The 18,163-nt window shown below is 63.1% G+C and carries 17 protein-coding genes; 13 read left to right on the top strand and 4 right to left on the bottom strand.

Annotation, left to right across the window (positions count from 1 at the left end):
* Positions 1–216 precede the first annotated feature (216 nt).
* Positions 217–396, top strand: coding sequence for a PA1571 family protein (locus tag J4D28_RS06230; RefSeq protein ID WP_007921326.1), 180 nt, complete (start codon positions 217–219; stop codon positions 394–396).
* Positions 397–477: 81 nt separating this feature from the next.
* On the opposite strand, the gene pdxB is transcribed toward J4D28_RS06230, so the two are convergent.
* Positions 478–1,623 (bottom strand): 4-phosphoerythronate dehydrogenase PdxB, encoded by a 1,146-nt coding sequence (gene pdxB / locus J4D28_RS06235; protein WP_101282058.1) that lies wholly within the window; start codon positions 1,621–1,623, stop codon positions 478–480.
* Between the two features lie 179 nt (positions 1,624–1,802).
* Between pdxB and J4D28_RS06240 the strand changes: the two genes are divergently transcribed.
* Complete coding sequence (locus tag J4D28_RS06240) at positions 1,803–3,209, top strand: MATE family efflux transporter (RefSeq protein WP_103330847.1); 1,407 nt, start codon at positions 1,803–1,805, stop codon at positions 3,207–3,209.
* Here J4D28_RS06240 and tusA read toward each other — a convergent pair.
* Positions 3,206–3,457, bottom strand: a complete 252-nt coding sequence (gene tusA / locus J4D28_RS06245; protein WP_007921329.1) for a sulfurtransferase TusA — start codon at positions 3,455–3,457, stop codon at positions 3,206–3,208. The genes J4D28_RS06240 and tusA overlap by 4 nt on opposite strands.
* Before the next feature lie 79 nt (positions 3,458–3,536).
* Positions 3,537–4,610, bottom strand: coding sequence for a 23S rRNA (cytidine(2498)-2'-O)-methyltransferase RlmM (gene rlmM / locus J4D28_RS06250; protein WP_103330848.1), 1,074 nt, complete (start codon positions 4,608–4,610; stop codon positions 3,537–3,539).
* A 207-nt stretch (positions 4,611–4,817) separates the two neighbouring features.
* On the opposite strand from rlmM, the gene acnA reads away from it, so the two are divergent.
* From acnA to J4D28_RS06265, 3 genes are all read left to right on the top strand, one after another.
* A complete protein-coding gene (acnA, locus tag J4D28_RS06255; protein ID WP_009047952.1) occupies positions 4,818–7,559 on the top strand; it encodes an aconitate hydratase AcnA in 2,742 nt (913 codons plus the stop codon).
* Positions 7,560–7,720: 161 nt separating this feature from the next.
* A complete protein-coding gene (locus tag J4D28_RS06260; RefSeq protein WP_041989222.1) occupies positions 7,721–8,512 on the top strand; it encodes a CPBP family intramembrane glutamic endopeptidase in 792 nt (263 codons plus the stop codon).
* A 169-nt stretch (positions 8,513–8,681) separates the two neighbouring features.
* Positions 8,682–10,247, top strand: a complete 1,566-nt coding sequence (locus J4D28_RS06265; RefSeq protein WP_009047950.1) for a PAS domain-containing methyl-accepting chemotaxis protein — start codon at positions 8,682–8,684, stop codon at positions 10,245–10,247.
* A 182-nt stretch (positions 10,248–10,429) separates the two neighbouring features.
* Here J4D28_RS06265 and J4D28_RS06270 read toward each other — a convergent pair whose 3' ends face one another.
* Positions 10,430–11,128, bottom strand: coding sequence for an alpha/beta family hydrolase (locus J4D28_RS06270; RefSeq protein ID WP_028682995.1), 699 nt, complete (start codon positions 11,126–11,128; stop codon positions 10,430–10,432).
* Between the two features lie 99 nt (positions 11,129–11,227).
* Here J4D28_RS06270 and ccoN (J4D28_RS06275) point away from each other — a divergent pair, with 99 nt between their 5' ends.
* The 8 genes from ccoN (J4D28_RS06275) to ccoP (J4D28_RS06310) all read left to right on the top strand — a co-directional run bounded on the left by ccoN (J4D28_RS06275) (position 11,228) and on the right by ccoP (J4D28_RS06310) (position 18,147).
* Entirely contained in the window at positions 11,228–12,652 is a 1,425-nt protein-coding gene (gene ccoN, locus J4D28_RS06275; RefSeq protein ID WP_009047948.1) for a cytochrome-c oxidase, cbb3-type subunit I, read from the top strand.
* Between the two features lie 10 nt (positions 12,653–12,662).
* On the top strand, positions 12,663–13,271 hold the full coding sequence (ccoO, locus tag J4D28_RS06280) for a cytochrome-c oxidase, cbb3-type subunit II (RefSeq protein WP_009047947.1): 609 nt from the start codon (positions 12,663–12,665) through the stop codon (positions 13,269–13,271).
* Between the two features lie 3 nt (positions 13,272–13,274).
* On the top strand, positions 13,275–13,499 hold the full coding sequence (locus J4D28_RS06285) for a cbb3-type cytochrome c oxidase subunit 3 (RefSeq protein ID WP_023968526.1): 225 nt from the start codon (positions 13,275–13,277) through the stop codon (positions 13,497–13,499).
* On the top strand, positions 13,496–14,437 hold the full coding sequence (ccoP, locus tag J4D28_RS06290) for a cytochrome-c oxidase, cbb3-type subunit III (RefSeq protein WP_009047945.1): 942 nt from the start codon (positions 13,496–13,498) through the stop codon (positions 14,435–14,437). The genes J4D28_RS06285 and ccoP (J4D28_RS06290) overlap by 4 nt, the downstream gene beginning before the upstream one ends.
* Before the next feature lie 494 nt (positions 14,438–14,931).
* Complete coding sequence (gene ccoN / locus J4D28_RS06295; protein WP_009042962.1) at positions 14,932–16,374, top strand: cytochrome-c oxidase, cbb3-type subunit I; 1,443 nt, start codon at positions 14,932–14,934, stop codon at positions 16,372–16,374.
* Positions 16,374–16,982: a cytochrome-c oxidase, cbb3-type subunit II gene (ccoO, locus tag J4D28_RS06300; protein WP_009042961.1), complete on the top strand. Its 609-nt coding sequence runs from the start codon at positions 16,374–16,376 to the stop codon at positions 16,980–16,982. Before ccoN (J4D28_RS06295) ends, ccoO (J4D28_RS06300) begins: the two co-directional genes overlap by 1 nt.
* Positions 16,983–16,987: 5 nt before the next feature.
* On the top strand, positions 16,988–17,173 hold the full coding sequence (locus J4D28_RS06305; protein ID WP_003175465.1) for a CcoQ/FixQ family Cbb3-type cytochrome c oxidase assembly chaperone: 186 nt from the start codon (positions 16,988–16,990) through the stop codon (positions 17,171–17,173).
* On the top strand, positions 17,170–18,147 hold the full coding sequence (ccoP, locus tag J4D28_RS06310) for a cytochrome-c oxidase, cbb3-type subunit III (protein WP_009047944.1): 978 nt from the start codon (positions 17,170–17,172) through the stop codon (positions 18,145–18,147). The genes J4D28_RS06305 and ccoP (J4D28_RS06310) overlap by 4 nt, the downstream gene beginning before the upstream one ends.
* Positions 18,148–18,163: the final 16 nt, after the last annotated feature.

Consider the following 18,163-nt stretch of genomic DNA (forward strand, 5'->3'; position numbering starts at 1 on the left):
CTTCGGTAAATCACAATGAGTCAGGTTAATTATGTCCGCTGATACTGGAGCCTAGATGCTATTGGTCTAAGGTCCGAGTGGAAGTCCACAGGCATTTCTGTTGGACTGAGGACTCCCCGGATAGAAAACGCCGTAGTGGGACCTTGCAGGGAGTTGTCACAGCTTGGTCACCTGGCGGTTTTAAAGTAAGCGCACAACCTGATGAGGAGACAGGCCATGTCCTTGCAAAACAGCAGCAATGACAAGATTGAAGTGATTCGTACCCACCCCGACCAGTCTCTGGGATGCGCCATCATCGACGCTCAGGGTCGCGAAGTACCGATCACCGAAGACATGATCCAGAACGCTTGCCGCGAACTGGAAAAGCGACTGGTCAAGCCTGCGCAGCAAGATTGACACATAGCCTCACGTCCTCTTGACCCGGCCCTGAAGCCGGGTTTTTTATGCCTGCCGGAAACGACCAGACTCCAGGCCCGATCAGCGAACCGACACCGATCCCAGGGCCGATACGATCTGCTGCAAGCCTGGTGCTTCGCCCTGGATACGCACGGCCAGCCCATCGATTTCACGTCGCGGCGGATAGCCCTTGCGCAACGCATCGAAGGCCGCGCGCTGCTCGGCCACGCTGCCCACCAGGCTGCGGCGGAAATCCGCATCGTCGCGCCGCGGGTCGTAGACCGCCCGACAGATCATCGCCAGGGACCAGGCCGGGTCGCTATTGGCATCGAGACTCACCTCCGACAGCCATGGCCGAGGCAGCAGGTCGTGCAAGTGAATCGCTTGCGGCTGCCCAAGGTAATCGCACAGCGCCTGATAGATCTGCGCCGTCCCGCGCTGCCGGCCATCGAGGCTGTAACCGGCGATATGCGGCGTGGCCAGCACACAGAGGTCAGCCAGGGCCACGTCGACCTGGGGTTCGCCTTCCCAGACATCCAGCACCGCCTGCAAGTCTTCACGCTCGAGCAACACCTCGCGCAGGGCGCTGTTATCCACCACCGCGCCACGGCTGGCGTTGATCAGCCAGGCGCCGGGGCGCAGCTGGAGCAGGCGCTGCTTGTCCAGCAAGTGCCAGGTCGGCAGCTCGCCGGCCTTGGTCAAGGGAGTGTGCAGGCTGATGACATCGCACTGGGCGAGGATCTGTTCCAGGCTGACATAGTCGCCACCTTCCGCCACCTGCCGTGGCGGGTCGCAGACCAGGACTTTCCAGCCCAGGCCGCGCAACACCTCGATCAGCCGTCCACCGACCTCGCCCGCGCCCACCACGCCGTACGTGCGTTGCGTCAGGTCGGCGCCTTCGATTTCCGCCAGGGTCAGCAGGCTGCCCAGCACATAGTCGACCACCCCGCGTGCGTTGCAGCCCGGCGCGCTGGACCAGCGAATGCCCGCCTCGTGGAAATACTCGAGGTCCAGGTGATCGGTACCAATGGTGCAGGTCCCGACAAACCGTACCTGGCTATCCTCGAGCAAGGCGCGACTGACCTGGGTCACCGAACGCACCAGCAGCACATCGGCGCCCTCGATGGCGGCGCGGTCGATGGCCCGCCCCGGGAAACGGCGGATTTCGCCGAAGCCGGCAAAAAAGGCATCGAGCAGGGGAATATTTTCGTCGGCAACAATCAGCATGGCAGGCTCCTTTCGCGGAGCCGCAGTTTAGGCGTAGAAGGCCATTTTCGGCCAGCGAGCAATCCATCCCGCCGGGCGCCGCCAGCACTTACAAATCGACAACAGAGGTTTTTTCCTGACTCATCCGTCAATGCGTAGAATACGCCGCCCTGCGCATCAACCCTGTGGACGCTTCGCCTGTGAATTCCGTGACCGATACCCCTGCCACCTCCCTCAACCGCCCGGCCCGGGTGCGCCTTGAACTGCGCAGCCTGCTGGCCCTGTCCTTGCCGATCATGATCGCGCAGCTGGCGACCACGGCCATGGGCTTCGTCGATGCGGTGATGGCCGGCCGGTACAGCCCACGGGACCTGGCGGCGGTGGCGCTGGGCAACTCGATCTGGATCCCGGTGTTCCTGTTGATGACCGGCACCCTGCTGGCCACCACGCCCAAGGTGGCCCAGCGGGTCGGCGCCGGCGCCTATGGTGAGATCGGCCCGATCGTGCGCCAGGCGCTGTGGCTGGCCCTGGCGGTCGGCCTGAGCGCCAGCCTGATCCTGATCAATGCCGAGCCGGTGCTGCACCTGATGAAGGTCGACCCGACGCTGATCGGCCCCTGCATGGAATACCTGCACGGCATCGCCAGCGGCCTGCCGGCGGTGGCGCTGTATTACGTATTGCGTTGCTGCAGCGACGCCCTGGGGCGCACCCGGCCGAGCATGGTCATCGGCCTGTTCGGCCTGGCCCTGAACATCCCCATCAACTACGTGTTCATTTATGGCCACTTCGGCGTACCGGCCATGGGCGGCGTCGGTTGCGGCTGGGCCACGGCTATCGTGATGTGGGCGATGATGCTGGCCATGGCGGGCTGGACCCGCTGGGCCCCGGCCTACCAGAGCAGCCAGCTGTTCAAGCGTTTCGACTGGCCGCAGTGGGCGGTGATCAAGCGCCTGCTGAGCGTCGGCCTGCCGATCGGCATCGCGGTGTTCGCCGAATCGAGCATCTTCGCGGTGATCGCCCTGCTGATCGGCAGCCTCGGCGCGACAGTGGTGGCCGGGCACCAGATCGCCCTGAACATCAGCTCCCTGCTGTTCATGATTCCGTATTCCCTGGGCATGGCGGTCACCGTGCGGGTCGGCCAGGCCCTGGGCGCCGGCAATCCATACCAGGCGCGCTTCGCCGCCGGCGTCGGCCTGGGCGCGGCGCTGGCCTTCGCCCTGTTCTCCGCGAGCCTGATCCTGCTGCTGCGTGAGTCCATCGCCTCGATCTACACCCCGGACACCGCGGTGATCCAGGTGGCGGCGATGCTGATCGTGTACGCCGCGCTCTACCAGTTCTCCGACGCGATCCAGGTGATCTGCGCAGGCGCGCTGCGTGGCTACCAGGACACCCGGGTGACCATGGTCCTGACGCTGCTCGCCTACTGGGGTATCGGTTTGCCGGTGGGTTATGTGCTGGGGCTGACCGACTGGTTCGGCCCTGCCAGCGGCCCGAGCGGGCTGTGGGAAGGCTTGATTGCCGGCCTGAGCTGCGCGGCGCTGATGCTGTCGATCCGCCTGGCGCGCAGCGCGCGCAAGCGAATCCGCATCAGCCGGGCGGCGGGTTAACCGGACTTCTTGCGAATCCAATACAGATAGGTGCCGGCCTCTTCCTGCTGGGCGACCAGCTCATGGTCGAGGAACACGCAGAACTTGGGGATGTCGCGGCGGGTCGAGGGATCGGTGGCGATCACCTTGAGCAGGCCGCCGGGCTGCAGGTCACGAATATGCTGGTGCAGCATCATGACCGGCTCCGGGCAATTGAGCCCGGTGGCATCCAGCGTGCCGTCGACCGGCGTATCGATGATTTGACTCATAACTCACTCCTGAAACTGGCCGGCATTGTCGCGCAATGCCGGCATCGACGCTATCTGTGACATTGCGCCGCAACTACGCTCAACGTGCCTTGGGCTTCTTTTCATCCAGCCGGCGCAGGTGGCAGGTCACTTCTTCACGGTCGTGGTACAGCTGCTTGCAGCCGATCGCCACGCGAAGGCCACGGGCTTTGAAGCCGTCTTCGATCCGTTCGAGCAAACGCTTCACTTCCGCGTAACGCTGCTTCATCGGCAGTTTCAGGTTGACCACCGCTTCGCGGCAATGCCCCTCGCCGATCCAGGTTTCCAGCAAGGCGGCGTTGCGCGCCGGTTTCTCGACGATGTCGCAGACCATCCAGTCCACCGGCTGCTTGGGTTTGAAGGTGAAACCGTCGGCCATCAGGTGCTGCACCAGGCCGGTGTCCATCAGGCTTTCGGCCATCGGCCCGTTGTCGACAGCGGTGACCAGCATGCCGCGGTTGACCAGTTGCCAGGTCCAGCCACCCGGGGCGGCACCGAGGTCGACGCCGGTCATGTCGCCGTGCAGGCGCTCGTCCCACTGATCGCGAGGAATGAAGTGGTGCCAGGCCTCCTCCAGCTTCAGGGTCGAGCGGCTGGGCGCTTCACGAGGGAACTTCAAGCGCGGAATGCCCATCGGCCACATGGCCGAATTGCCGGCATCGGCCAGGCCGACAAACACCTCGCGGCCGCTTTTGAAGGTCAGCAGCAAGCGTGGCTTGCCGGCATCGTCCACCAGCTTGCCGGCCGCCGTCAGCGCCTTGCGCAGTGGCGCTTCGAATTTCTTGCAGAAGTTCGACAGTTCTTTGCCGTCATTGGTATCCAGCACTTCCAGCCACAGGCTGCCGCAGGTCGGGAAACTCGCCAGATGGGCCAGGATCACGCTGATGCGGTCGGTTTCCGGCAGATCGACGAAGACGCCCCGCGCCCACTGTCGCGGAAAGATCAGCTCGGCAAAACGCAGCTCGCGCATCAGGCGCTCGGCGCCGTCTTCTTCGCTGCACACAAACTCGGCACAGGCGGTGCTCGGCTTGGCCTTGGCGTACCCGGCCACGTTCAGGCGCGCGGCATGGTCGGCGATCTCGGAGCAGACTTCGCCTTCGAAGCCCGGCCGGCAGTGCATAAAGAGGGTGTTCATCGAATCTCCTGGGCAATTGGCAATGAATCATGCGCAAACCCGCTGTAGCAAAGCCTGTCACGAAAACCGGCGCATGATAGCCGAGTTCGGAACCTTGGACTTGTCCATAGAGTCCAGTTATTAGCCAGCTACTGAAAACAGGGCTAGCTTAAGAGCTCTGCCCTTCCCGTCAGGTCCGTAGCCGTGCGGACCAAAAGGAGTGATTCAATGCCGTCCCTCGATAGCCTGAAAACCCTTAAAACATTAAAAGTCGACGACAAGACCTACCACTACTTCAGCCTGCCAGAAGCCGCCAAGCGCCTTGGCGATCTCGACAAGCTGCCGATGTCGTTGAAAGTCCTGCTGGAAAACCTGCTGCGCTGGGAAGACGAAAAGACCGTCACCGGCGCCGACCTCAAGGCCCTCGCCGCCTGGCTCAAGGAGCGTCGCTCGGATCGCGAGATCCAGTACCGCCCGGCGCGGGTGCTGATGCAGGACTTCACCGGCGTGCCGGCGGTGGTCGACCTGGCGGCCATGCGCGCGGCCATGGCCAAGGCCGGCGGCGACCCGCAACGCATCAACCCGTTGTCGCCGGTGGACCTGGTGATCGACCACTCGGTGATGGTCGACAAGTTCGGCAGCAACACCGCCTTCGAACAGAACGTCGACATTGAAATGCAGCGCAACGGCGAGCGTTATGCCTTCCTGCGCTGGGGCCAGAGCGCCTTCGACAACTTCAGCGTGGTGCCACCGGGCACCGGCATCTGCCACCAGGTCAACCTGGAATACCTGGGCCGCACGGTCTGGACCAAGGACGAAGACGGCCGCACCTACGCCTTCCCCGACACCCTGGTCGGCACCGACTCCCACACCACCATGATCAACGGCCTCGGCGTGCTCGGCTGGGGCGTGGGCGGCATCGAGGCCGAGGCGGCGATGCTCGGCCAGCCGGTGTCGATGCTGATCCCGGAAGTCATAGGTTTCAAACTGACCGGCAAGCTCAAGGAAGGCATCACCGCCACCGACCTGGTGCTGACCGTCACCCAGATGCTGCGCAAGAAAGGCGTGGTCGGCAAATTCGTCGAGTTCTATGGCGACGGCCTGGCCGACCTGCCGCTGGCCGACCGCGCCACCATCGCCAACATGGCCCCGGAATACGGCGCCACCTGCGGCTTCTTCCCGGTGGATGACGTCACCTTGGAATACCTGCGCCTGTCCGGCCGCCCAGATGCCGTGGTGAAGCTGGTGGAGGCCTACAGCAAGATCCAGGGCCTGTGGCGCCTGCCGGGCAAGGAGCCGGTGTTCACTGACAGCCTGGCGCTGGACATGGGTACGGTGGAAGCCAGCCTCGCCGGGCCGAAGCGGCCGCAGGACCGGGTCTCGCTGCCGAACGTCGGCCAGGCCTTCACTGACTTTCTCGATCTGCAGTTCAAGCCCACCAGCAAGGAAGAAGGCCGCCTGGAAAGCGAAGGCGGTGGTGGCGTGGCCGTGGGCAGCGCCGACCTGATAGGCGAAGTCGATTACGCCCACAATGGCCAGACCTATCGCCTGAAAAACGGCGCGGTAGTGATCGCCGCTATTACCTCCTGCACCAACACCTCCAACCCCAGCGTGATGATGGCCGCCGGCCTGGTGGCGAAAAAGGCCGTGGAAAAAGGCTTGAAGCGCAAGCCCTGGGTGAAGAGTTCGCTGGCCCCGGGCTCGAAAGTGGTCACCGACTACTACAAGGCCGCCGGGTTGACCCAATACCTCGACGCCCTGGGTTTCGACCTGGTGGGTTACGGCTGCACCACCTGCATCGGCAACTCCGGCCCCTTGCCGGAGCCGATCGAGAAAGCCATCCAGAAAGCCGACCTGACCGTCGCCTCGGTGCTGTCCGGCAACCGCAACTTCGAAGGCCGCGTGCACCCGCTGGTGAAAACCAACTGGCTGGCCTCGCCGCCGCTGGTGGTCGCCTATGCCCTGGCCGGCAGCGTGCGCATCGATATCAGCCGCGAGCCGCTGGGCGAAGGCAAGGACGGCAAGCCGGTCTACCTGCGCGACATCTGGCCGAGCAGCCAGGAAATCGCCGAGGCGGTCACCCAGGTCAACACCCGGATGTTCCACAAGGAATACGCCGAGGTATTCGCCGGCGACGCCCAGTGGCAAGCCATCGAAGTACCGCAGGCCGCGACCTATGTGTGGCAGGCGGACTCCACCTATATCCAGCACCCACCCTACTTCGACGACATCTCCGGCCCTCTGCCGGTGATCAAGGATGTGACGGGCGCGCGGATCCTGGCGCTGCTGGGCGACTCGGTGACCACCGACCACATCTCCCCGGCCGGCAACATCAAGGCCGACAGCCCAGCCGGCCGCTACCTGCGCGAGCAAGGCGTGGAACCGCGGGACTTCAACTCCTACGGTTCACGTCGCGGCAACCATCAGGTGATGATGCGCGGCACCTTCGCCAACATCCGCATCCGCAACGAAATGCTCGGCGGCGAGGAAGGCGGCAACACTCTGTACATCCCCACCGGCGAGAAACTGGCGATCTATGACGCGGCCATGCGTTACCAGCAAGCGGGCACGCCGCTGGTGGTGATCGCCGGCCAGGAATACGGCACCGGCTCCAGCCGCGACTGGGCGGCCAAGGGCACCAACCTGCTGGGGGTCAAGGCAGTGATCGCCGAGAGCTTCGAGCGCATCCACCGCTCCAACCTGGTGGGCATGGGTGTGCTGCCGCTGCAGTTCAAGCTCGACCAGAACCGCAAGAGCCTGAACCTGACTGGCAAGGAAACCTTGGATATCCAGGGCCTGACCGGCGTCGAACTGACGCCGCGGATGAACCTGACCCTGGTGATCACCCGCGAGGATGGCAGCCAGGAAAAGGTCGAGGTGCTGTGCCGCATCGACACCCTGAACGAAGTGGAATACTTCAAGTCCGGCGGGATCCTGCACTACGTCCTGCGACAGCTGATCGCCGCATAACGCCTTGCCGCAAAACCAACACCGCCTCCGGGCGGTGTTTTTGTTTCACTTATTCATCGCCCATGCCTCGTTATACTGGCCCCCCGTTCGTTCTATCCAGTAACCGCTGACGCAGGTGGCGCGAGCGGCTGATTCCATTCTTTTCGCAACAAGGATTTCACATGACTGTTCTGCCATGGATGTACCTGGCACTTCTCTCCATTGGTTACGCCCTGGCCCTGAGCTACGGCCAACTGGGCCTGCTGGCGGCGGTTTCCGTCGCCTTGCTGCTGTGCGCGGGCTTTGCCGTGCGCCAGCAGAAAAGCCCTTACGCGCGTTACCTGGGGCACGGCCTGTTCGTGGTGCTGGCCCTGGCGCTGGCCATGCACTGGCTGCCCGGTTTCTACAATGGTCGGGCGATCGGCCCGGAACGCTTCACCGCCGACGCCGTGCCGTTTTCCATGTACCTGAACCAGGACAAGCCGCTGATCGGCTTCTGGCTGTTGCTGGTCTGCCCCTGGATCATCGGCCGCCGCTCGTTGCGCCTGTCCCTTTACACCAGCGCCCTGGCCTTGACCCTGACCGCCCTGGCGGCCCTGGGCGGCGCGGTGTTGCTGGGCATCATCGACTGGGCGCCGAAATGGCCGGATCAGGCCTGGCTGTGGGTGCTGAACAACCTGCTGCTGGTCACCCTGGTGGAAGAAGCGCTGTTTCGTGGCTACATTCAGGGCGGCCTGAGCCGTCGCTTCAAGCATCTGCCCTATGGCGAAAACCTGGCGCTGATGTGCGCGGCCCTGCTGTTCGGCCTGGTGCATGTGGGCGCCGGCTGGCAATGGTGGCTGCTGGCGAGCATCGCCGGGGTCGGTTACGGCCTGGCCTACCGCTTTGGCGGCCTGGGTGCCGCGGTGGCCACCCATTTCGGTCTGAACCTGCTGCACTTCGGGCTGTTCACCTACCCGATGCTCGCGGGTTGACCCTGGCCAAGCCGGGGCTCCTTGAACGGGCCTCGGCTTCGCCGCCCCCTCGCGCCACCTTGCAGAATCAGCTCTCTGTCAATGAGGCACTTCTCAAATTCCAGAAAAAAACTTCAACAATTGGCGAAGACCGCCGACAACCTATCAAAGCCTTGCGGATAGAAAAACCATGCGTAACAACCAGCCCGTCACCCAGCGCGAACGTACCTTTCCGGCTCAGCAACGGTTGATCTCCACCACCGATGCCAAAGGCGTGATCACCTACTGCAACGATGCCTTCGTTGAAATCAGCGGGTTTTCTCGTGAGGAACTGGTCCGCGCACCGCACAACCTGGTCCGTCACCCCGACGTTCCGGCCGCGGTGTTCGCGCATATGTGGGCCACCCTGAAACAAGGCTTGCCATGGATGGGCATTGTCAAGAATCGCTGCAAGACCGGTGACCACTACTGGGTCAACGCCTACGTGACACCGGTCTTCGAAGGTCAGCAAGTGGTCGGCTACGAGTCGGTGCGGGTCAAGCCCACCGCCGAGCAGATCCGTCGGGCCGAAGCGCTTTACCAACGCATCAACCAGGGCAAGTCGGCGATTCCGAAACGCGACAAATGGCTGCCGGTGCTCCAGGACTGGCTGCCGTTCATCCTGGTCAGCCAGCTGAGCTTCCTGATTGGCGTCTGGCTCAACTCTTCCTGGGGCTTTGCCCTCGCCGCCGGCCTTTCCGTGCCGCTCGGCCTGCTCGGGCTGAGCTGGCAACAGCGCGGCCTCAAGCGCTTGCTGCGCCTGGCCGAACAGACCACCTCCGACCCGCTGATCGCCCAGATGTACACCGACAGCCGTGGCGCCCAGGCGCGCCTGGAGATGTCGATCCTCAGCCAGGAAGCCCGCCTGAAAACCTGCCTGACTCGTCTGCAGGACACCGCCGAGCACCTCAACGAGCAGGCGCGGCAGTCCGACACCCTGGCGCACAACAGCTCCAGCGGCCTGGAACGCCAGCGTGTGGAAACCGAACAGGTGGCCACCGCGGTCAACCAGATGGCCGCCACCACCCAGGAAGTGGCCAGCCACGTGCAGCGCACCGCCGACGCCACCCAGGAGGCCAACCGCCTCACCGGGCGTGGGCGCGACATCGCCGGGGAAACCCGCGAAGCGATCCAGCGCCTGTCGGTGGTAGTGGGCGAAACCGGCCTGACTGTGACCCAGCTGGCCAAGGACAGCGACGAAATCGGCGGCGTGGTCGATGTGATCAAGGGCATCGCCGACCAGACCAACCTGCTGGCGTTGAACGCGGCCATCGAAGCGGCGCGTGCCGGGGAAATGGGCCGCGGCTTCGCGGTGGTGGCCGACGAGGTTCGCCAACTGGCGCAACGCACCAGCGAGTCCACCGGCCAGATCCACAACCTGATCGCCAAGCTCCAGCAAACCGCCAGCACGGCGGTGCAGACCATGGACGCCGGGCATCGTCAGGCCGAGGAAGGCGTGGCCCGGGTGCTGGAAGCCGACCAGGCGCTGGTGGGGATCAGCGAAGCGGTGGCCAACATCACCGACATGACCACCCAGATCGCCGCCGCCACTGAAGAACAAAGCGCGGTGGCCGAAGAGATCAGCCGCAACATCAGCACCATTGCCCAACTGGCCGACCAGACCTCGGAACAGGCCCAGCATTCGGCGCAACTCAGCGAAGAGCTGACCCGCACCGCCAACACGCAGTACTCGTTGGTCGAACGCTTCAACCGCTAAGCCGCAAAACAAAAAACCCGGAAGGTTTGCCTTCCGGGTTTTTTATTGCCTTTTTCCAGCCCCGCGCGCCCTGTAGGAGCGAAGCTTGCTCGCGATGCGGCCTGGCAGTCGCCACCGTTGTCGCCTTGAAAAACAATCGCGAGCAATCGAACGTCGACCGGCTGCTCCTACAGAAGAGTCGTTCAGCCAGTCAGACCGCGCAAAACCTCGGCAACCTTCCGCGCGGCCGCCTCCAGGTGCTGCTCATGGGTGAAGCCGGAGGCCTTGAGTGGTTTCAGGTCATGGTCGGCGGCCGCCAGCCAGAACAGTTCGATAGCCGGCGCCAGCGCATAGGCTTCGACCGCCTCGCGGTTACCCAGGGCGTCGCGCTCGCCCTGGACGATCAGGGTCCTGGTGCGCAATTCGGCCAGGTGGGCGACCCGCGGTTTCTCCGACTTGCCGGCGGCATAAAACGGATACCCCAGGCACACCAGCGCATCGGCGCCCAGCTCGTCGGCCAGCAAACTGGCCATGCGCCCGCCCATGGACTTGCCGCCAATGGCCAGCCGCCCAGCGACATGAGGTCGCACCTGGGCATATACCTCGCGCCAGCACTCCAGCAGCTTCGGCGCCGGGTTAGGCGGCCGTTTGCCACCATCGAGGCGACGCTGGGCCATGTAGGGAAACTCGAAGCGCAGGACGTTGACCCCATGCGCCGCAAGGCGTGCGGCCATGTCGTTCATGAAAGCGCTGTCCATCGGCGCGCCGGCGCCATGGGCCAGGATCAGGGTCAGCGGTTCGCCGGCCAGCGGCTCCTGCGCGACATCCCAGAGCCAGCTACATTCCCGCACGCACTGCGCCCATTGATCCCCGTCAATAACAGCCCCTTGCCGTTTGCCCATGCTTACCTCGCTTTTAGTCTGCCTATAACTCCAGAAGAAGTGAGCGCGCCTTGCCGTGCGCAGTCGCTTTCACTTCAGCTGAACCGTGGATGGGGAACCATGAACACTTCTATCAGTACCGCCTACAACTACAAGGTGGTCCGCCAATTCGCCATTATGACGGTGGTGTGGGGCATCGTCGGCATGGGGCTCGGGGTTTTTCTCGCTGCCCAGTTGGTCTGGCCCGAACTCAACTTCAACCTGCCCTGGACCAGTTTCGGTCGCCTGCGCCCGCTGCACACCAACGCGGTGATCTTCGCCTTCGGTGGCTGCGCACTGTTCGCCAGCTCCTTCTACTCGGTGCAACGCACCTGCCAGACCCAGCTGTTCGCGCCGAAAATCGCTGCGTTCTGCTTCTGGGGCTGGCAGCTTGTCATCCTCCTGGCGGCCATCAGCCTGCCGCTGGGCTACACCAGTTCCAAGGAATACGCCGAGCTGGAATGGCCGATCGACATCCTCATCACCATCGTCTGGGTGGCCTACGCCATCGTGTTCTTCGGCACGGTGATGAAGCGCAACACCAAGCACATCTACGTCGGCAACTGGTTCTTCGGCGGTTTCATCATCACCGTGGCCATCCTGCACATCGTCAACAACCTGGAGCTGCCGGTCAGCCTGACCAAGTCCTACTCGCTGTATGCCGGTGCGACCGACGCCATGGTCCAGTGGTGGTACGGCCACAACGCGGTGGGTTTCTTCCTGACCGCGGGCTTCCTGGGGATGATGTACTACTTCGTGCCCAAGCAGGCCGAGCGTCCGGTGTATTCCTATCGCCTGTCCATCGTGCACTTCTGGGCACTGATCACCCTGTACATCTGGGCCGGCCCGCACCACCTGCACTACACCGCGCTGCCGGACTGGGCGCAGTCCCTGGGCATGGTGATGTCGCTGATCCTGCTGGCGCCAAGCTGGGGCGGCATGATCAACGGCATGATGACCCTCTCGGGGGCCTGGCATAAGTTGCGCACCGATCCGATCCTGCGCTTTTTGGTGGTGTCCCTGGCGTTCTACGGCATGTCGACCTTCGAAGGTCCGATGATGGCGATCAAGACCGTCAACGCCCTCTCCCACTACACCGACTGGACCATCGGCCACGTCCACGCCGGCGCCCTGGGCTGGGTAGCGATGATCTCCATCGGCGCGCTGTACCACATGATCCCGAAAGTCTTCGGTCGTGAGCAGATGCACAGCATCGGCCTGATCAACGCGCACTTCTGGCTGGCCACTATCGGCACCGTGCTCTACATCGCTTCGATGTGGGTCAACGGCATCGCCCAGGGCCTGATGTGGCGCGCCGTCAACGAAGACGGGACGCTGACCTACTCCTTCGTCGAAACCCTGGTGGCCAGCCATCCGGGCTTTATCGTGCGCTTCGCCGGTGGCGCGATCTTCCTCTTCGGCATGTTGCTGATGGCCTACAACACCTGGCGCACCGTACGCGCAGCCCAGCCTGCCGAAATCACCGCCGCTGCGCAGATGGCCTGAGGAGTCCGCCATGAAACACGAAGTCATCGAGAAAAACGTCGGCCTGCTGATGCTGCTGATGGTGTTTGCCGTGAGCATCGGCGGTCTGACCCAGATCGTCCCGCTGTTCTTCCAGGACGTCACCAACAAGCCGGTGGAAGGCATGAAGCCCTACACCGCCCTGCAGCTGGAAGGCCGCGATATCTACATCCGCGAAGGCTGCGTCGGCTGCCACTCGCAGATGATCCGTCCGTTCCGTGCCGAAACCGAACGCTACGGCCACTACTCGGTCGCCGGTGAAAGCGTCTGGGACCACCCGTTCCTGTGGGGCTCCAAGCGTACCGGTCCGGACCTGGCCCGGGTCGGCGCCCGCTACTCCGACGACTGGCACCGCGCGCACCTGTACAACCCGCGCAACGTGGTGCCCGAGTCGAAGATGCCGGCCTACCCATGGCTGGTCACCCAGGCGGTCGACAGCAGCCACACCGAAACCAAGCTGCGCGCCATGCGCACCCTCGGCGTGCCGTACAACGACGACGATATCGCCGGTGCCGTCGCTTCCCTCAAGGGCAAGACCGAGATGGACGCCCTGGTCGCCTACCTGCAAGTGCTTGGCACTGCGATCAAGAGCAAGAGGTGAGCCATGGGTCTTGAACTCGATAGCGGCATGATCCGCGGGCTCGGCACGCTGGTGGTGATGATTGCCTTCATCGGCCTGTCGATCTGGGTTTTCAACGCCAAGCGCAACCCGGAGTTCGCCCAGGCGCGCCTGCTGCCCTTCGCCGACGAACCTTCGCCGGAAGTGCCCGGCAATCCATCTGATGACGCTCAATCCGAAGAGCATGCGACAAGGAGCATTCGGCCATGACCACCTTCTGGAGTACGTACATCTGCGTACTGACCATAGGCAGCCTGATCGGCCTGACCTGGCTGTTGATCGGCACGCGCAAGGGCGAGACCAAGGGCAGCGTCGACCAGACCATGGGGCACGCGTTCGATGGCATCGAGGAGTACGACAACCCCCTGCCGCAATGGTGGTTCCTGCTGTTCGCCGGCACCCTGGTGTTTTCCGTCGGCTACCTGATCCTCTACCCGGGCCTGGGCAACTGGAAAGGTATTCTGCCGGGCTACGAGGACGGCTGGACCCAGACCAAGGAATGGGAAAAGGAAATGGACAAGGCAGACGCCAAGTTCGGCCCGATCTTCGCCAAGTTCGCCGCCATGCCCGTGGAAGAAGTGGCCAAGGACCCGCAGGCGCTGAAAATGGGCGGACGCCTGTTCGCCTCCAACTGCTCGGTGTGCCACGGCTCGGACGCCAAGGGCGCCTTCGGCTTCCCTAACCTCGCCGACAACAACTGGCGCTGGGGCGGCAACGCCGACACCATCAAGGCCACCATCATGGGCGGTCGCATGGCGGCCATGCCGGCCTGGGGCGAAGTGCTGGGCGAGGACGGGGTGAAGAACGTCGCGGCCTATGTGCGTCATGAACTCGCCGGCCTGCCGTTGCCTGCCGACAGCAGCGCCGACCTCGTCGCTGGCAAACAAGCCTTCAGCACCACCTGCGTCGCCTGTCACGGCGCCAACGGCCAGGGCACTGAAATCATGGGCGCGCCGAACCTGACGCAACCGGCAGGCTTCATCTACGGCACCAGCCTGACCCAGCTGCAACAGACCATTCGCCACGGTCGCCAGGGCCACATGCCGGCGCAGAACGAACTGCTCGGCAACGACAAGGTCCAGCTGCTCGCGGCCTACGTCTACAGCCTCTCCCACAGCAGCAAGCCAGAAGCTGCAAGCGATAAGTAAAAGATCAACGGCAAGCTGTGAGTTTTTGACTTGCAGCTTGCAGCTTGAAGCTTAGCCCTCCTCCTTTGCGACCAAGTGTCGCACCCTCTCTACTCCCTGCCTTTCCACTCTCCGGATTCGGGTCTAAGCTGCTTCGCAGTGGACTGGCACTGGCCGGTCACAGACCAGAAGTAGCCGCTCCATTCGAAGCCGTTGTTCGAGGACAGGCCGCAAAGGCTGGTTTATACCGGCTGTCGCGCCACTTACCGTCTGTCGCTCGTTCAAGGGCTTTCCACACACCCGGTTACAACTGACCTGTACCCCTCGCCTTTTTCATCCGCTGCGACATTTTGTCCGGGGCCGATTTTGTCCTTACTCCGCGCATGGAAAGGCCGCAGAATCAGCTTTTGAAAGCATTGACCCAGGTCATGGCGCGTTGCAATGACCCCCCGCTTTCTCCATACTTGCGGCCGATTTTTACTCCTAATAAAACACCCAAACCGTGGAACCTTAGAATGAGCACAGCAATCAGTCCGACTGCTTATAACTATAAGGTAGTCCGCCAGTTCGCCATCATGACGGTGGTCTGGGGGATCCTTGGCATGGGGCTCGGTGTCTTCATCGCCTCGCAACTGGTCTGGCCGGAGTTGAACTTCGGTCTGCCATGGACGACCTTTGGACGCCTGCGCCCGCTGCACACCAACCTGGTGATTTTCGCCTTCGGTGGATGTGCGTTGTTTGCCACTTCTTACTACGTCGTGCAGCGAACCTGCCAAACGCGACTGATTTCCGACAGCCTGGCGGCCTTCACCTTCTGGGGTTGGCAAGCCGTGATCGTCGGCGCGATCGTTACCTTGCCGCTGGGTTACACCACCACCAAGGAATACGCGGAACTGGAATGGCCCCTGGCTATCCTGCTGGCCATCGTCTGGGTCACCTACGGTCTGGTGTTCTTCGGCACCATCGTCAAGCGCAAGACCAAGCACATCTATGTGGGTAACTGGTTCTACGGTGCCTTCATCGTGGTCACCGCGATGCTGCACATCGTCAACCACGCTTCCCTGCCGGTCAGCTTCTTCAAGTCCTACTCGGCCTACTCGGGCGCGACCGACGCCATGATCCAGTGGTGGTACGGCCACAACGCCGTGGGCTTCTTCCTGACCACCGGCTTCCTGGGGATGATGTACTACTTCGTGCCGAAACAGGCCGAGCGTCCGATCTACTCCTATCGCCTGTCCATCGTGCACTTCTGGGCGCTGATCACCCTGTACATCTGGGCCGGTCCGCACCACCTGCACTACACCGCCCTGCCGGACTGGGCGCAGTCCCTGGGCATGGCCATGTCGATCATCCTGCTGGCACCAAGCTGGGGCGGCATGATCAACGGCATGATGACCCTCTCGGGCGCCTGGCATAAGCTGCGCACCGACCCGATCCTGCGCTTCCTCGTGGTGTCCCTGGCGTTCTACGGCATGTCGACCTTCGAAGGTCCGATGATGGCGATCAAGACCGTCAACTCGCTGTCGCACTACACCGACTGGACCATCGGCCACGTACACGCCGGTGCCCTGGGCTGGGTAGCGATGATCTCGATCGGCGCCCTGTACCACATGATCCCGAAAGTCTTCGGTCGCCAGCAGATGCACAGCATCGGCCTGATCAACACCCACTTCTGGCTGGCTACCATCGGTACCGTGCTGTACATCGCCTCGATGTGGGTCAACGGCATCACCCAGGGCCTGATGTGGCGTGCAATCAACGACGACGGCACCCTCACCTACTCCTTCGTCGAAGCCCTGCAGGCCAGCCACCCTGGTTTCATCGTGCGCGCCCTGGGCGGTGCGTTCTTTGCCGCCGGCATGCTGTTCATGGCGTACAACGTGTTCCGTACCGTTCGCGCCTCGAACCCGGCTGAAGCTGAAGCCGCCGCTCAGATCGCTGTAGTTGGAGCTCACTGATGAAGCATGAAGCAGTAGAGAAGAATATCGGCCTGCTGGCCTTCTTCATGGTCATCGCCGTCAGCATCGGCGGCCTGACCCAGATCGTTCCGCTGTTCTTCCAGGACGTCACCAACAAGCCGGTCGAAGGCATGAAGCCGCGCACCGCCCTGGAACTGGAAGGCCGCGACGTCTATATCGCCAACGGTTGTGTCGGCTGCCACTCGCAGATGATCCGTCCGTTCCGTGCCGAAACCGAACGCTACGGCCACTACTCGGTCGCCGGTGAAAGCGTCTGGGACCACCCGTTCCTGTGGGGTTCCAAGCGTACCGGTCCGGACCTGGCCCGCGTTGGCGGTCGTTACTCCGATGACTGGCAGCGTGCGCACCTGTACAACCCGCGCAACGTTGTACCTGAGTCGAAAATGCCGGCTTACCCGTTCCTCGTAGAAAACAAGCTCGACGGCAAAGACACCGCGAAAAAAATGGAAGTCTTGCGCACGCTCGGCGTCCCTTACACCGACGAAGACATCGCCGGTGCCAAGGATGCCGTGAAGGGCAAAACCGAAATGGACGCGCTGGTGGCCTATCTGCAAGGCCTGGGCACCATCATCAAAAGCAAACGGTGATCTGGATGGATATCGGGATGATTCGTGGCCTGGGCACCGTAGTGGTGATGGTGGCCTTCATCGGCCTGGCGCTGTGGGTGTTCAGCCCCAAGCGCAAGTCCGAGTTCGAAGACGCCACCTTGCTGCCGTTCGCGGATGATCCCGAAGCCATCAAGCACGTCGAGCAAGCTTCTAGGAGTAACAAAGAATGACTACGTTCTGGAGTCTGTACGTCACAGTCCTCAGTCTGGGTACCATTTTCGCCCTGACCTGGCTGCTGCTGTCGACCCGCAAGGGCCAGCGCGCCGAGCAGACCGACGAGACGGTCGGCCACTCCTTCGACGGGATCGAGGAGTACGACAACCCACTGCCGAAATGGTGGTTCATGTTGTTCGTCGGCACCATCGTCTTCGCCCTGGGTTACTTGGTGCTGTACCCGGGCCTGGGTAACTGGAAAGGCATCCTGCCAGGCTACAACTACCTGGATACCGAAAAGCAGACCCCCTTCGCCAACGGCCAGACCGGCTGGACCGGCGTGCACGAGTGGGAAAAGGAAATGGCCAAGTCGGACGCCAAGTTCGGTCCGATCTTCGCCAAGTTCGCCTCCATGCCGATCGAGGAAGTCGCCAAGGACCCGCAAGCCCTGAAGATGGGTGGCCGCCTGTTCGCCTCCAACTGCTCGGTCTGCCACGGTTCCGACGCCAAGGGCGCCTATGGCTTCCCGAACCTGACCGACGCCGACTGGCGCTGGGGCGGCGAGCCGGAAACCATCAAGACCACCATCATGGGCGGTCGTCACGCGGTGATGCCGGCCTGGGCGGAAGTCATCGGCGAGCAAGGCGTCAGCGATGTGGCCGCCTATGTGCTGACCAACCTCGATGGCCGCAAGCTGCCGGAAAGCGCCAAGGCCGATCCGGCCAACGGCCAGAAGATCTTCGCCGCCAACTGCGTGGCGTGCCACGGTCCGGCCGGTAAAGGTACCCCAGCCATGGGCGCACCTGACCTGACCCATCCGGGCGCGTTCATCTACGGCTCGAGCTTCGCCCAGTTGCAGCAGACCATCCGTTACGGCCGTCAGGGTCAGATGCCTGCCCAGGAACAGCTGCAAGGCAACGACAAGGTTCACCTGCTGGCCGCTTACGTCTACAGCCTGTCCCACAGTGACAAGCCGGCGGACGCCGAGTAAGGCAGACACCTTCGGG

Origin of the sequence: Pseudomonas sp. GW531-T4 (genome assembly GCF_017349615.1) — a bacterium.
Taxonomy (GTDB): Bacteria; Pseudomonadota; Gammaproteobacteria; order Pseudomonadales; family Pseudomonadaceae; genus Aquipseudomonas; species Aquipseudomonas chlororaphis_I.

Coding starts and splice junctions, on each gene's coding strand:
- J4D28_RS06260 (WP_041989222.1), top strand. CDS start 7,721: ATGACTGTTCTGCCATGGATGTACCTGGCACTTCTCTCCATTGGTTAC.
- ccoN (WP_009042962.1), top strand. CDS start 14,932: ATGAGCACAGCAATCAGTCCGACTGCTTATAACTATAAGGTAGTCCGC.
- rlmM (WP_103330848.1), bottom strand. CDS start 4,610: ATGAACACCCTCTTTATGCACTGCCGGCCGGGCTTCGAAGGCGAAGTC.
- J4D28_RS06305 (WP_003175465.1), top strand. CDS start 16,988: ATGGATATCGGGATGATTCGTGGCCTGGGCACCGTAGTGGTGATGGTG.
- ccoP (WP_009047945.1), top strand. CDS start 13,496: ATGACCACCTTCTGGAGTACGTACATCTGCGTACTGACCATAGGCAGC.
- tusA (WP_007921329.1), bottom strand. CDS start 3,457: ATGAGTCAAATCATCGATACGCCGGTCGACGGCACGCTGGATGCCACC.
- ccoO (WP_009047947.1), top strand. CDS start 12,663: ATGAAACACGAAGTCATCGAGAAAAACGTCGGCCTGCTGATGCTGCTG.
- ccoP (WP_009047944.1), top strand. CDS start 17,170: ATGACTACGTTCTGGAGTCTGTACGTCACAGTCCTCAGTCTGGGTACC.
- J4D28_RS06285 (WP_023968526.1), top strand. CDS start 13,275: ATGGGTCTTGAACTCGATAGCGGCATGATCCGCGGGCTCGGCACGCTG.
- J4D28_RS06230 (WP_007921326.1), top strand. CDS start 217: ATGTCCTTGCAAAACAGCAGCAATGACAAGATTGAAGTGATTCGTACC.
- acnA (WP_009047952.1), top strand. CDS start 4,818: ATGCCGTCCCTCGATAGCCTGAAAACCCTTAAAACATTAAAAGTCGAC.
- pdxB (WP_101282058.1), bottom strand. CDS start 1,623: ATGCTGATTGTTGCCGACGAAAATATTCCCCTGCTCGATGCCTTTTTT.
- J4D28_RS06265 (WP_009047950.1), top strand. CDS start 8,682: ATGCGTAACAACCAGCCCGTCACCCAGCGCGAACGTACCTTTCCGGCT.
- ccoN (WP_009047948.1), top strand. CDS start 11,228: ATGAACACTTCTATCAGTACCGCCTACAACTACAAGGTGGTCCGCCAA.
- J4D28_RS06270 (WP_028682995.1), bottom strand. CDS start 11,128: ATGGGCAAACGGCAAGGGGCTGTTATTGACGGGGATCAATGGGCGCAG.
- ccoO (WP_009042961.1), top strand. CDS start 16,374: ATGAAGCATGAAGCAGTAGAGAAGAATATCGGCCTGCTGGCCTTCTTC.